Annotated in this window: 8 protein-coding genes; 2 read left to right on the forward strand and 6 right to left on the reverse strand. The window is 71.1% G+C overall.

Going from position 1 to position 13,542, the window contains the following annotated elements:
- Window positions 1-241: 241 nt before the first annotated feature.
- From BN1197_RS01855 to BN1197_RS01875, 5 genes are all read right to left on the reverse strand, one after another.
- Window positions 242-466, reverse strand: a complete 225-nt coding sequence (locus BN1197_RS01855) for a DUF3107 domain-containing protein (RefSeq protein WP_040155710.1) — start codon at window positions 464-466, stop codon at window positions 242-244.
- A gap of 152 nt (window positions 467-618) precedes the next feature.
- Window positions 619-1,266, reverse strand: a complete 648-nt coding sequence (locus tag BN1197_RS01860; protein ID WP_217991133.1) for a TetR/AcrR family transcriptional regulator — start codon at window positions 1,264-1,266, stop codon at window positions 619-621.
- Window positions 1,267-1,366: 100 nt separating this feature from the next.
- Window positions 1,367-2,239 carry a carbohydrate ABC transporter permease gene (locus BN1197_RS01865; protein ID WP_052465860.1) on the reverse strand — a complete coding sequence of 291 codons (873 nt, stop codon included), beginning with the start codon at window positions 2,237-2,239 and terminating at the stop codon, window positions 1,367-1,369.
- The gene (locus BN1197_RS01870; RefSeq protein ID WP_040155711.1) at window positions 2,236-3,141 is read right to left on the reverse strand and encodes a carbohydrate ABC transporter permease; all 906 of its coding nucleotides are present in this window, start codon (window positions 3,139-3,141) and stop codon (window positions 2,236-2,238) included. Before BN1197_RS01870 ends, BN1197_RS01865 begins: the two co-directional genes overlap by 4 nt.
- 81 nt (window positions 3,142-3,222) lie before the next feature.
- Window positions 3,223-4,536, reverse strand: coding sequence for an ABC transporter substrate-binding protein (locus BN1197_RS01875; protein WP_040155900.1), 1,314 nt, complete (start codon window positions 4,534-4,536; stop codon window positions 3,223-3,225).
- Window positions 4,537-4,815: 279 nt separating this feature from the next.
- Between BN1197_RS01875 and BN1197_RS01880 the strand changes: the two genes are divergently transcribed.
- Both BN1197_RS01880 and BN1197_RS01885 read left to right on the forward strand, forming a co-directional pair.
- Entirely contained in the window at window positions 4,816-8,559 is a 3,744-nt protein-coding gene (locus BN1197_RS01880) for an ATP-dependent helicase (protein WP_052465861.1), read from the forward strand.
- Window positions 8,556-12,218, forward strand: a complete 3,663-nt coding sequence (locus BN1197_RS01885; RefSeq protein ID WP_082043542.1) for an ATP-dependent helicase — start codon at window positions 8,556-8,558, stop codon at window positions 12,216-12,218. Before BN1197_RS01880 ends, BN1197_RS01885 begins: the two co-directional genes overlap by 4 nt.
- Here BN1197_RS01885 and BN1197_RS01890 read toward each other — a convergent pair.
- A complete protein-coding gene (locus tag BN1197_RS01890) occupies window positions 12,140-13,462 on the reverse strand; it encodes a phosphotransferase (RefSeq protein ID WP_052465862.1) in 1,323 nt (440 codons plus the stop codon). The two genes, BN1197_RS01885 and BN1197_RS01890, sit on opposite strands and share 79 nt — an antisense overlap.
- Window positions 13,463-13,542 lie beyond the last annotated feature (80 nt).

The raw sequence follows: 13,542 nt of genomic DNA on the forward strand, positions 1-13,542 counted from the left end.
CGGAGGTCATTCAGAGCGCCTCATCGGGCGCTACGGCGAGATGTTTCGCCGGGGATGTTCGCAGAGTCGTGCCGACCGGGCACCGTGGTTGTCGCCACCATTCTACTCCCGCGCTACTTCCATACCGGCGGGCGGCCGGATGCAACCGGCGTGGCGCCGGTGCGAGGCGACGGCCGGGAGCCCCACGACACACCTCGGCCCGGTCGCGTCGACGCGACCGGGCCGAGGAGGGAGCGTCTGGTCAGAGCATGCCGAAACCGACGCCGCCCTTGCGGGGCGAGCCGATCTCGACGTAGGCGAGGGCGCCGCTCGGAACGAGCACGATGCTGCCCTTGCTGTCGACCAGGCGCAGCGGCCCGGAGCTCTGGAAGGCCGACGTCACCGCGGTCTCGATCTCCTCGGGCGACTGGTCGGAGTCGAGGGTGATCTCGCGGCTCGTGTTCTGGACACCGATCTTGACCTCCACGAGGTCTCCTTTCGGGCTGCGGCGGCGCAGGCCCTCTCGGCCTGCGACGTCTTGCTGGCGGGAGCGTCGACGACGCGACGATCCGGTTCTCGACCAGGGTAACGACCGGCGGGTCGGCGTTCTTCCCCCGTCGAGGGCCGAGGCGGCGCGGGTCAGCGTGGCTGTTTCACGTCCTCGAGGACGGGGAAGGTGCGGATGCCTCTCCACACGACCTCGGCGAGGATGCGTGCGGCCTCCTCCTGCGGGATCTCTGCGCCCTGGGCCAGCCAGACGCGAGCCGCCGTCTGCGCCATGCCGACGACGCCGGTCGCGACGAGCCGGGCCTCGGCCTCCCGAAGTCCCGCCTGGTCCATGACGACCGCGGCGATGGCCTCCGAGGTCGAGGACTCGACGTGGCGGACTCGCTCGGCCACCTGCGCCTCCTGACGCAGGTCCGACTCGAACACGAGCCGGTAGGCGCCTCCATGACGGGCGACGTAGTCGAGGTAGGCGCCCATCGTCGCCACCACCCGCTGCTCGTTGTCGGTGGTGGAGCCGAGCGCCTCTCGCACCCCGTCGATGAGTTGCTCGCATGCGGAGTCGAGCAGCGCGAGGTAGAGCTCCAGCTTTCCAGGAAAGTGCTGGTACAGCACGGGTTTGGAGACGCCGGCGCGATCCGCGATCTCATCCATGCCCGCGGCGTGGTAGCCCGACTCGACGAACACCGAGAGCGCGGCCTCGATGAGTTGGGCTCGACGCGCCTCGCGCGGCAGGCGCGTTCCACGGGGGACGCTGGGGGTGTCACCGGAGCTCGTCACCACGAAAACCGGCTCCTTCCGTCTGAGTCTGCTCGCACGGGTCGGTCCACGCCGAGACCGGCATCCTAGCCGCGGCCACGTGCTCAAACAGGCGCATCGGCGGTCAGCCCTTGACCGAACCGGCCATGAGACCACCCACGAAGTACTTGCCGAGCAGGACGTACACGAGCAACGTGGGGAACGACGCAACGAGCGCGCCCGCCATCGAGACTCCGTAGTTCTGCAGCATGGCGCCGTTGGCGAGATTGTTGAGAGCCATGGTCACGGGACCGTTCTGGCTGCTCGTGAAGAACACCGCGAAGAGGAAGTCGTTCCAGGCCGAGGTGAACTGCCAGATGAGGACGACGACGAAGCTCGGAACCGAGATCGGTAGGACGACCGAGAAATACGTGCGCAGCATGCCGGCCCCGTCGACGCGGGCAGCCTCCATGAGTTCGACGGGCACCGTCTCGTAGTAGTTGCGGAAGATGAGTGTCGTGATCGGGATTCCGTACACGACGTGCAGCACGATGAGGCTCGTGATGCCGCTCGGCACCTGCAGATTGAGCATGAGCTGCAGCAGCGGGATCATCACGGCCTGGTAGGGGATGAACATCCCGAAGAGGATGAGCGTGAATACGACATCGGCCCCGGGAAAACGCCAGCGGGAGAGCACGAACCCGTTCATCGAGCCGAGCAGCGAGGACAGGATCGCGGCCGGAATCACCATCTGCAGGCTCCGCCACAGAGCAGGGGAGAGCGCGGTCCAGGCCTCGCGCCAGTTGTCGAGGGTCCACGTGCGCGGCAGCAGCCACGTGCGCGAGGGGTCCGCGTCGCCGACACCCTTGAAGCTCGTGACGACCAGCACGTATACCGGGATGAGGACGACGACGAGCGAGACGAACAGCGCCAGATGACGCAGAACTCCGGCGGTGCTCGGTCGGCGCCCGGCGGGGCGGGGCGCGGCCGGGATCGTCGACTCGACCGGGGCGCTCATCGCGACCTCCTCGCGCGGGCCTCGTGAACGAGATAGGGGACGACGAGCACCGCCACGATGACCAGAAGGATCGCGCCCACGGCCGCGGAGTTGGCGAAGTCGTAGGTCGTCTTGTAGTTGAACATGTCGATGGCCGGCACCACCGTCGAGTACGCCGACTGATTGGCGATCGACATGATGAGGTCGAACGACTTCAGAGACATGTGGCCGATGATGATGAGCGCCGAGAGGGCGATCGGCGAGAGCTGCGGAAAGAGGACGTGGCGGTAGAGCTGCCATTCGCTCGCCCCGTCGATGCGCGCTGCCTCCCGCAACTCCTCGGGGATCCCGCGAAAGCCTGCGAGGAACAACGCCATGACGTAGCCCGACAGTTGCCAGATCGCCGGGAGCGCGATGGCGACGATGCCGAACGTGATGTGCGTCCACCAGGGATTCTGGAGGAACGGAAGCCCGATCATCTGGAAGAGGCGGTTGAGTCCCGAGGCCTGCGCGCCCTGGTTGGCGTTGAGCAGCCACTTCCACACCACGCCCGAGGCGACGAACGACACGGCCATGGGAAAGAGGAACACCGATCGGAACAGGCCCTCACCCCGCGTGGGGCGCTCCATCAACCAGGCCCAGCAGAACCCGATGAGCATGGTGCCCGCGAGGAACACGACGGTGAACAGCAGCAGGTTGGTCAACGAGTGCCGGAACGACTCCTGCGCGAAGAGATCCACGTAGTTGTCGAACCCGACGAACGAGACCGGGCGACGCCCGGTGACCTTGGCCGCGTTGTGCGCGTCCGACATCGACTGCTGGACGTTGATTCCGATGAAGCCGTAGACGAAGACCGCGATGAGAACGATCGACGGTGAGATGAGCAACAGTGGTGGCCCCCACTGTCCGAGCTTGGCCTTCATGCCTGCCTTTCCGGTCACGGGTCACGAGTCACGGCCGGGCGGGTCGAGAAGAACCCGCCCGGCCGCAGAGGTCTCGTGCCCTCAGCCCTTGAGCGGTTGGGTGGCGGTGACGAGCTCCTTCTGGAAGGTCGGCAGGTCGGAGGCGCCTTGGGTGAACTTGACGACGGCCTTGTTGATGTTCGTCGACACGGCCACGGGAGCCGCGGCACCGTGGGCGAGAGAGCTCACGATCGTGTCCGACTTGAACGACTCCATGGCCTTCTGCTGGTACTCGGAGAACTCGCCGGGCGCCACATCCGTGCGAGCGGGAATGGAGCCCTTGACCTTGTTGAACGCGGTCTGGCCCTCCTTGCTCGAGATGGTCTGCAACCAGTTCTTCGTGCCACCGGGGTGCTTGGCACCCACCGGCAGGGTGAAGGAATCGGCGAGGAAGTCGAAGACCTTGTCGTTGCCCGGTGCGGGAGCCCAGATCCAGTCGGTCCCCTCCTTCTTCTTCTGTGCCTCGAACGCGGCGACGGCCCAGTCGCCCATGACGTTGTAGGCCGCCTGGCCGTCGACGACCTTCTGCATCGCGGGCTCCCAGTCGAGGCCGTCGCGGTCGGTGTTGGACATCGCGACGATCTTCTGGAAGTGGGTCAGGGCAGTGGTGACGTCCTGGCCGGCCCAGTCGGTCTTGCCGTCCCACAGCCCGTTGTACTTCTCGGGTCCGAGGTCGGCGATGAGGATGGTCTCGAGCAACTGGGTCTGGGTCCAGTCCATGCCCAGGGCGATGGGCGTCTTGCCCTTGGCCTTGACCTTCTCCATGTCGGCGATCCACGCGTCGACGTCCTTCGGAGTCCGAGCCGGATCGATTCCCGCCTCCTGGAGCACCTTGGGGTTGGCCCACAGCACGTTGGCCCGGTGGATGTTGCTCGGCACCGAGTAGATCTTGCCGTCGACCGTGAGCCGGTCGAGGAGGCTCTGGGGGAACGCGTCCTTGAGGGCGAACTCGTCGTACAGCGCGCTCACGTCCTGGATCTGCGCGGCATCGATGTAGTCCGTGAGCTCTGCGCCGGCGTGGGCCTGGAACGTGTCCGGCGGGTTGCCCGCCTGCAGGTCGGCCTGGAGCTTCTGCTTGGCCTGCGAGCCCGCACCACCGGCCAGGGCTGCGTTGACGAACTTCGTGTCGGAGTGCTGCTGCTGGAAGACCTTCTGAAGGGCCTCGAGACCGGCCTTCTCGCTGCCCTGCGCCCACCACGTGACGACCTGAACCTCGCTCGCGTCGCCGGCGCCCACATCGCTGCCCGCTCCGCTCGACCCGCTCTCCGGCTGGGCGCCACCACCTCCGCCACCCGCACACGCGGCGAGCAGCACGCTCGCACCGACGATTCCGATGGCAGTCCTCGTACGTCTCATGACACCCTCCAGCTCGTGATCGACTCGCCGCGTGCGAGCCATCAGGGAGGCCGCGACGCTGCGTACCCACCAGTAAACGCCGAGACGGAGCGATCCGGGGGCACGTTGTCGACAGAGGCCTCGTCGTCGTGTCGCCGACGTGTCGCCGTCGCGCCGTCGAGATGACGATCGGGCGTGATCCCCGCCACTCGCGAGGTGCCGTTCTTGCCTCGGAGCAGGTCAGCGGCGTCGAGGGGCGGCCGATGAAGGGTTGTCGGTGGGCTCTGTTGGAATGCCGTCATGCCGATTCCTCCACCCGCCGCTGCGGCCGCCGACGTCGCTGCCTCGCCCCCGCCGCGCTCCGACGCGCGCTCCGGGGTTCGCCGGCTCGTGCGAGGAGACGCGGCGCGGGTCGTCGCGGCCGCTCGCCTCGACGACTCTCAGCGCGCCGCCGTCGAGGCCCGCGGTGAGCTCGTCCGCGTCCTCGGCGCGCCGGGAACGGGCAAGACCACCGTCGCGGTGCACGCCGTGCTCGACCGTGTGGCGGGTGAGGAGGTACGTCCGCACGAAGCCCTGGTCCTTGCGCCCACCCGGGTCGCCGCGGCGCGCCTACGGCACTCCCTGACCGCCGAACTCGAGGCCACCACGGCGTCGCCCCTCGTGTGCAGCGTGCAGGCGTTCGCCTACGGGCTGCTGCGACGCGATGCCGCCGAACGGGGAGAGCCCGTGCCTCGGTTGCTGAGCGGCCCCGAGCAGGATGTGGTCCTGCGGGAGCTCCTCGCCGGGCACGAGAGCGGGTTCGGGCGTCGTCCGCTGTGGCCCGCCGAGCTCTCCGAGGCCACTCGCACACGCGGTTTCCGCGCCGAGCTGCGAGATCTGCTGATGAGGGCCGTCGAGTACGGCCTCGACGCCGCGGGCCTCGCGCGGCTGGCCGAACAGGAGGGCAACGCCGCCTGGGCGGCGGCCGCCCGCGTGCTCGCCGAATACGACGAGGTGACCGCCCTGTCGACGCCCGGCGGGTACGACCCGGCGTGGATCCTCACGGCAGCGGCCGACCTGATCGAGGACGACCCCGAGACGGCGGCGCGGGTGCACGAGGAGGTGCGCCTCGTCGTCGTCGACGACGCGCAGGAACTCACCGCCCCCGCGGCGCGACTGCTGCGGTTGTTGCGTTCACCCGGCACGGAGGTGGTCCTCATCGGAGATCCCGACGCCGCCACCCAGACCTTCCGCGGTGCCGACCCGCGACTCATGCTGACCGACCCGGCCACCATCACGCGCACGCTGCACCGGTCCTGGCGACTGACGGTGCGGGTCGCCACCGCCGCCGCGCGCCTCGCCGACCGCATCGGCGCGGTCGGGTCCGTCACGCACCGGCTGCGGCGAGGAGGCACGACGACGGCGAACGAGGAGCGGCCTGTCGCATCGCAGACCCCGAAGCGCTCGCAGCATGGAACGCCACCGTCGCAGCCCGCACAGCGATCCGAGGTGTCGGTGGCCGGCGAGAGCGGATCCGACGGCGTCCGCGGGCAGACCCATCAACCGACGCTGTTCGACCTTCTCGACGGCATCGAGGGCATCGACGGTGATGTCGATGGAACAGGCGCGGTTGCGCACACGAGTTCGGAACAGGTGCAGGGCGATGAGACCGCTGCCCGCAGCGGCCGCACCGGCGACTCCTCGACCGGATCGGCCGCCGACGACCCACCAGCAGCGCCTGTCGAAGCTCGGACGCCGGGCGCGACGACCGGATCCGAGGCGTCGGAGGGTGAGGTCGAGACAGCGGTTCTGGCCACGGCCACGGCCGAAGCCAGGTTCATCGCGGCGCGCCTGCGGCACGCTCACCTCGTCGAAGGAATGCCCTACTCGCGCATGGCGGTCATCGTGCGGGGTGCAGGGCGCAGCGCGACGATGCGGCGCGTTCTCGCCGGCGACGGCATCCCGGTCGACGTGCCCGGTGCGCGGGTCCCCCTGCGCGAGGAGCAGGCCGTGCGGCCGTTCCTGCGCCTGTTCGAGGAGGCGCTCATCCTCGCCTTGGGTGGCCCGACGACGCTCGATGCGGAGACGGTCCTCGACCTACTCTCCTCGCCCCTCGGAACCACCGACTCCCTCGCCGTACGACGCCTCCAGCGCGCTCTGCGACGGGCGGACGCGCGAGCGGTGAACGGCGGCTCGTCCGGCTCGGTGTCGTCATCCACGGTGGGGGAGGCAGAGGTGGGCGCGCCTGCGTCCGCCGACGCCGAGAAGCCGGACGCACCCGACACCGACGCGCGTCGCAACACCGACGACCTGCTCGTCGCCGCGGTGCTGGGCGACTCGGTGCTCGACGACCTCGAGGAGGGGGCACCGGTCTCGGGACTGCGGCGGATCCGCGACGTGCTCGCCGCCGGCGTCGCCGCGGCGGGTCGCGCCGACGGCTCGTGGGAGACGGGCGTGACGGCCGAGACGGTGCTGTGGGCCATGTGGCAGGCATCCGGGCTCGCCGAGCCGTGGCGTCACGCCGCCCTCGCGGGCAGCCGGCGTGCCGATCGCGACCTCGACGCGGTGGTCGCCCTCACCGACGCCGCCGCGCGCTACGTCGACCGCTTGCCCCAGCGCGGCCCCGACGGATTCCTCGAGCACGTCCGCGGTCAGGACGTCGCCGGCGACACCCTCGTCGCCCGCGCTCCCGGTGACGAGTGCGTCACGCTCACCACCCCGGCGGGCGCCGCCGGCCTCGAGTGGGATCTCGTCGTCGTCGCCGGACTCCAGGAGGGGGTGTGGCCCGACCTGCGCCTCCGCGGATCGGTGCTGGGCTCGGCCACGCTCGTCGACACGCTCACCGGGCGCGGTGCGTCGCCCCAGGCCGCCCGCGCGGCCGTACGCGCCGACGAGACGAGGCTCCTGCTCGTGGCCGTCACCCGCACGTGCCGCTCGCTGCTGCTCACCGCGGTGCGCAACGACGACGAGAGCCCCTCGCCGTTCCTCGATCTCCTCGACCCCGTCGACGATGCTCGGCCCTACGCCGCGCCCCCGCCACCCATGACCACGGCCGACCTCGTCGCCTCCCTGCGTCGGCGCCTCGGCACCGGGGCCCTGGCTGCCCTCGAGACGTCAGGCCTTCACGACGGCCCCGACGCGCGGGCAGGGGACCCCACGATGCTCATGGCCGCACGTCCGGCGGACCGCCTCACCGCGGCCCTCCTCGAACGTCTCGGCCGGGTGGGGGTCGCGGGAGCCGACCCGAACGACTGGTGGGGGTTGCGCGGGGTCAGCGACGACCGCCCCCGCCGCGGTGAGAGCGACCGGCTCGTCGTGTCGCCCTCGAAGATCGAGGCCTTCGCTCGCTGCGAGCTGCGGTGGCTGCTCGCCGGCTCGGGTGGTCAGGCCGGCGGCGGCACTGTCGCCTCCTCCCTGGGCACCCTCGTGCACGACATCGCTGCCACGGTCGACAACGGCGACCACACGGCCCTCATGGCCGAACTCGAACGGCGCTGGCCGGAGCTGGATCTCCCGCCGGGCTGGATCTCTCGGCAGAAGTACGAGCAGGCCACGTCGATGATCGACCGGCTCCACCGGCAGCACACGACCGCGCTCGCCAACGGATGGGAGGTCGTCGGCACCGAGATCGACGTCGAGGTGCGTCTCGGGCGCGCCGTCGTCCGCGGACGGGTCGACCGGCTCGAACGCGACGCACAGGGCCGGTTGCGCGTCGTCGACCTCAAGACCGGCTCGAGCAAGCCGGGAACGGCCGAGTTGCCGACCCACCCGCAGCTCGGCGCCTACCAGGTGGCCGTCGAAGAGGGCGCCTTCGGCGAGCTCGGCTCCCGATCCGCCGGGGCAGCCCTCATGCAGATCGGCAAGGGAGGTGGGTCCCGCGGTGCACTACAGGAACAAGGCCCCCTCGCCGAGTCCGACGACCCGGAGTGGGCCGCCACCCTGCTCGCCGACACCGCCGAGGGAATGGCCGGTTCGACGTTCCGCGCCAACGCCGGCACGTGGTGCCGCGTGTGCGAATCGCGCTTCAGTTGCCCGATCCAACCCGAGGGGGAGACGCTGCGGTGACCGCCCCAGGACCACACCCCGAAGCCTCCCGACCCCGGCACTCCGCGGCCGACGTCGCGACAGCGCTGGGCCTTCCCACCCCCACGCCCGAGCAACAGGCCGTCATCGAGGCCCCACTCACCTCGATGCTCGTCGTCGCCGGCGCAGGTTCGGGCAAGACCGAGACGATGTCGGGCCGGGTGGTGTGGCTCGTCGCCAACGGGCTCGTCGCTCCCGAGCGCATCCTGGGCCTCACCTTCACCCGCAAGGCCGCCGGAGAGCTCGCCGAACGCATCGGTGGGCGGCTGCGACGCCTCGCGACGACTGGCCTGTGGCAGGCGGGCACGTCCACCGACACACAGCTGGCTGTGGGCGAGACCATCGAGCCCGACTCGTTGCCCACCGTGGCCACGTACCACTCCTACGCGGGTGGCATCGTGCGCGAACACGGCCTTCGGCTGGGTATCGAGCCCGACGCGAGGCTGCTCACCGAGGCGGCCGCCTGGCAGTACGCGCACGAGGTCGTCGTGCGTTACGACGGGCCGATGGAGTCGGTCGACAACGCAGAGTCCACGGTCACCGCTGCCGTGCGCGACCTCGCCGGGCAGCTCGCCGAGCACCTGTGCACCGTCGACGACCTGCGTGGATATCTCGGTGATCTCGAACGGCACGTCGCCCACCTGCCGCAGGGCAGCAGCCGCGCGAAGGGCGTCCCGGCACCGGTGAAGAGCATGCTCGAGCACGTCCGCGCGCAGGGCCAGATCCTGCCGTTGCTCGAGGCGTACGCGCGCACCAAGGCCGTGAGCGAGTCCCTCGACTTCGCCGATCAGATGGCGCTCGCCGCGACCCTCGCCGAGCTCGACCCGGGTGTCGCACGCGCCGAGCGCGATCGCTACTCCGTGATTCTGCTCGACGAGTTCCAGGACACGAGCGAGGCCCAGATGCGGCTCCTGCACGCGCTGTTCGCCGATCCTGGCGCCGGTACGACGCGGCCGGTCATGGCGGTCGGCGACCCGCACCAGTCGATCTACGGCTGGCGCGGCGCGAGTGCGACGACCCTCGCGGCGTTCCCCCGCCGGTTCACCGTGCCGGCCTCCTCGGTCTCGGCCGGTGACACCTCGATCGTGAGTGACACGGCCGAGGGCACGCAGTCCCTCGACGACGCGGGTGTGCTCGTACCGGCGGTGCTGCCGCTGTCGACGAGCTGGCGCAACGACGTCGCGATCCTCGCGGCCGCCAACACGACCGCTGCGCCGCTGTCGGCGGCGAGCCCGGTGCCGGTACGTGAACTGCGGCCGTCTCCGCTCGCGGGCGAGGGCACCCTCGAGGCGGCTCGGCTGCCCACGGCGGCCGAGGAGGCCGCCCACGTCGCCGATTGGATCGCGGAGCACTGGTGGCGACCCGGCTCCGGACGACGCCACTCCGGCATCACCGCAGCCGTACTCTGCCGCCGCCGTGCGCAGTTCGCCGCGATCGCCGACGCCCTCGGCGCCCGCGGCATCCCCGTCGAGGTCGTCGGTCTCGGCGGCCTGCTCACGCGGGCGGAGGTGAGCGACCTCGTCTCACTGCTGCGGGTCGTCCACGACCCCTCGCGCGGCGACGCACTCATGCGGCTCCTCATCGGGCCGTACGTGCGGCTGGGCGCAGCGGACCTCGACGCGCTGGGTGCCTGGTCGCGCCAGATGCGACGGCACGGCGGCCACGATGCCGCCCCCGCCTCTTCAGACCATGCCCGGCAGGAGGACCCGGCGGAGCGGAGCGAGGTCGACCTCGACGACGAGGGCCCCAGCCTCGTGGAGGCGGTCGACACCCTCCCACCTCCCGACTGGGTCGGTGGCCAGGGGCAGACCCTCTCTCCCGCGGCCCGCAGCCGGCTGCACCGACTGGCACGCACGATCGCCACCGTGCGCGCCGCGGTCGGACACCCGTTGCCCGAGCTCGTCGTGCTCGCCGAGCGCAGCCTCGGCCTCGACGTGGAGGTCGCCGCGGCGCTCGACACCCTGCCCGAGACCGCCCGTCGTCATCTCGACGCGTTCGCCGACGCGGCCGCCGGCTTCGCCCACGGGGCCGACCGGCCGACGCTCGGAGGATTCCTCGACTGGCTCGATGCAGCCCGCGACGAGGAGCGGGGGCTGGACTCGCCCGCCTCCCACGTCGCCGAGGGCGCCGTCCAGGTCCTCACCGTGCACGCGGCCAAGGGGCTCGAATGGGACGTCGTCGCGGTTCCCGGGCTCGTCGAGGCCGCGTTTCCCTCCCACCGTTCGTACGCGGCGCCCAAGGCTGGCGGCCTGCCCACCCCGTCGTCCAAGGGATGGCTCACCGGCCTCGGCTCGATTCCCTACGACCTCCGAGGCGACCGCGACGGGCTGCCGCGCCTGCCCTGGCAGGGCGTCGACGACCTCACCGAGCTCGCGAAGGCCATCGGGGAGTTCTCCGCGGAGGGTGGCCGGCATGCTCTCGAGGAGGAGCGGCGCCTCGCCTACGTCGCCTTCACCCGCGCCCGGCACCGCCTGCTGCTGTCGGCCAGTGTGTGGCTCGACGGCGAGAAACCGCGCGTGACCTCGCGATTCCTCACCGAGTTGCTCGAGGTGCCCGGGTTGGTGCGCTCCCGCGTCTGGGCAGCCGAGCCCGAGCCCGACGCCACCAACCCCGCCCTGCTGGAGACGCCCGCCGCACGGTGGCCGGTGGTGCGGGACGACCCGCGGGATGCGGCCGAACGCGTGTCGGCGGCCTGGGTGGAGGAGGCTGCGCGCGACCGTCGACGCCGCCTCGAAGACCCGAGAACCGAGGCGCCCGACGGCACGCCCTCGCGCGACCTGCTGGCCGAGCTCGCCGACGAGCTCGGGATCGACCTCGAGACCGATCTCGATGGCCGCGACGCCGAGGAACTCGCCGAACTGTCCCACCTCGTCGAGATCCTGATCGCGGAACGTTCGGCGCCTCGAGTCGACGAGAACGTCGCACGGCTGCCCGGGCACCTTTCCACCTCCGCCCTCGTCGACCTGCGCACCGACCGGCAGGGCTACGCCGAGCGGCTGCGACGCCCCATGCCGGCACCACCCGCGACCGCCGCCAGGCTCGGCACGGCGTTCCACTCCTGGATCGAACAGCACTACCGCAGCGCCAGCCTCGTCGACGACCTCGATCTCGAGGGCTACGCCGACGAGCCCGAGGAGATCCCGGACCTCGAGAAGGCGAGAGAGCTGTTCCTCGCGAGTCCGTGGGCGTCGGCCACACCACTGGCGGTGGAGGTGTCCCTCGAGACGGTCGTCGCAGGCCTACCCGTCCGCGGGCGCATCGACGCCGTCTTCCCGCGCGCCGACGGCGGGGTGACGATCGTCGACTGGAAGACCGGCTCTCCGCCTTCGCCGCAGCGTCTCGCCGAACGCAGCGTGCAACTCGCGGTCTACCGCCTCGCCTACTCCCGGTGGAGTGGGCTGCCACTGGAGCAGATCGACGCCGCGTTCTACTACGCCGCCACCGGGGCCACCCTCCGCCCGGACCTGCCGGGTGAGGACGAGCTCGTCGCCCTGCTCGCCGACCTCACGGCCGCGCCGCGGTCGACGGATGTGTCCGACGCCCGGTCGGGTGCCGCTCGCGATCAGCGGTCGGAGCGGGCCGGACCCCGGTCGGGCTCGCCGAGCTCCTCGAACTCCTCGAACTCGACCACCCGGCCATGACCGTGCGCAGGCGTCCCCGCGCGCGTGGCACCCCTGCCCTTCGCGGGGTGGGCCCCGTCGGACGCGGCCACGGAGTCGACCGGGTGCTCGGTCTCGACGGTCTGCGACTCGCGGTCGTGGGTTTCGTCGTTCGGGTCGCTCGGGCGAGCCTCGACAGGCTGGAGCGTCGCGCTCTCGGATTCTCGCTCGGCGAGCGGGGTCGACCCCGTTCGCCGGGCCGTCGGGGAGGTGGAGGAGTACCAGTCCTCGTCGGCGGGCTCGTCCTCGAAGACCACCGGCAGCGCTCCACGGGCCTCTTCGTGAGCCCCGGAGATCGGGCCGTCCTCCGCGATGACCTGAACGAGCCGGTGCATCGTGCGGACGACGTGCGACACCGCGGCCTCGTCGCCGCGGTTATGAGCGGCGAGCAGCCGCGAGAGCACCCGCAGTTCACCGAGCAGCCGGGCCCGCTCCCGCAGGTGGGGGTCCACCGGCTCGCGCCGGTACTGGGCGTAGGCGCCGAAGACGGTGTCGACGGCCTCGGGCGGCGCAGAACGGGCGAGCGAGGCGAGGTCCTCGGCCGGATCCCCGATCTTGGCGCCCTCCCAGCTCACGAGGGCCGACACCCGTCCGGAGCTCGTGTCCTCGGTGGGGAAGTCGGCGAGCAGATGGGCGTTGGACAGGTAGCCGTGGACCGGCACCGTCGCGAAGCGCCACCACGACACGTCGTCGAGAGTGCGTTCCCACCGGGTGAGCAGCTCGGCGGGAACCAGGCCCGTGCGGGCCCCGCGATCGACGTCGCTCACGTGCCGGTGGCGGCACTCCTCGGCGTCGTACACGGGAACGCCTGTCTCGTCCAGCGCGTCGACCGGCACGTCGTGCAGGGCCGCGATCGCCGCCCCGATGCCCGTCGCGATACCCGGGCCCGCGGGCAGCAGCGCGAAGTCGACGATCCGCCCGTGCAGGTAGGGGTACACCATCGCCCTGCGGCCGTCACCGAGAGCCGCCACACCTGCGGGCGCGGGCACGTCGAACGGCAGCCGATCGGCGACCTCCTCGATGAACGGGATCGACGCGTCCTGCAACGCCGCCGACACCGGATCGCCCGGAACCCGCACCACCCAGGCGCGTTCCTGATCGTCGATGACGAACCCCACGTGAAACCGGTCGCCGACGTTCTCGGCCACGACGTGGATACCGATCGGCACGAGACCGGGAACGGCGGCGTCGGCGAGCGCAGCGAGGTGGAGGGGGGTGATCTTCACCCGCCCACGGTAGCCCGCGTGGTGGGGCCGGGATCGCCGACTCACCCGGTGCGCCGGATGCGGCCTGAGCGTCTCGGACT

Source organism: Mobilicoccus massiliensis (assembly GCF_000826525.2).
In the GTDB taxonomy this organism is placed as follows: Bacteria; Actinomycetota; Actinomycetes; order Actinomycetales; family Dermatophilaceae; genus Mobilicoccus; species Mobilicoccus massiliensis.

Coding starts and splice junctions, on each gene's coding strand:
- BN1197_RS01865 (WP_052465860.1), bottom strand. CDS start 2,239: ATGAGCGCCCCGGTCGAGTCGACGATCCCGGCCGCGCCCCGCCCCGCC.
- BN1197_RS01870 (WP_040155711.1), bottom strand. CDS start 3,141: ATGAAGGCCAAGCTCGGACAGTGGGGGCCACCACTGTTGCTCATCTCA.
- BN1197_RS01875 (WP_040155900.1), bottom strand. CDS start 4,536: ATGAGACGTACGAGGACTGCCATCGGAATCGTCGGTGCGAGCGTGCTG.
- BN1197_RS01880 (WP_052465861.1), top strand. CDS start 4,816: ATGCCGATTCCTCCACCCGCCGCTGCGGCCGCCGACGTCGCTGCCTCG.